This is a genomic window from Pseudomonas songnenensis (genome assembly GCF_003696315.1).
Classification (GTDB): Bacteria; Pseudomonadota; Gammaproteobacteria; order Pseudomonadales; family Pseudomonadaceae; genus Stutzerimonas; species Stutzerimonas songnenensis.
In genome coordinates this window covers 1-541 of record NZ_RFFN01000019.1, presented here as the reverse complement: position 1 = coordinate 541, position 541 = coordinate 1, and the positions used below count along the sequence as shown (strand labels likewise).

General features: G+C 65.8%; 1 protein-coding gene. It reads left to right on the top strand.

The features are described 5' to 3' along the window. A partial coding sequence (locus tag EA798_RS20470; protein WP_122100120.1) for a thioredoxin family protein occupies positions 1–541 on the top strand: 541 nt, incomplete at both ends.

The following is a 541-nucleotide window of genomic DNA, read 5'->3' as shown; positions in this document are numbered from 1 at the left end:
GCTTCGAAACCTACTTCTCGCTGTCCTGCCAGAACTGCCCGGACGTGGTCCAGGCGCTGAACCTGATGGCCGTGCTCAACCCGAACATCCAGCACGTCGCCATCGACGGCGCGCTGTTCCAGGATGAAGTCGAAGCCCGCCAGATCATGTCGGTGCCGAGCATCTACCTCAACGGCGAGCTGTTCACCCAGGGCCGCATGAGCGAGGAAGAGATCCTCGCCAAGCTCGACACCGGCTCCAGTGCCCGTGACGCCGAGAAGCTCAAGGCCAAGGATGCCTTCGACGTGCTGGTGGTCGGCGGTGGCCCGGCTGGTGCCGCAGCGGCGATCTACGCCGCGCGCAAGGGCATCCGCACCGGTGTCGCAGCCGAGCGCTTCGGCGGGCAGGTGCTGGACACCATGGCCATCGAGAACTTCATCTCGGTGAAGGAAACCGAAGGCCCGAAACTGGCCCGCGCGCTGGAAGAGCACGTGCGCGAGTACGAGGTCGACATCATGAACCTGCAGCGCGCCAGCCAGCTGATCCCGGCGGGCGACGACGG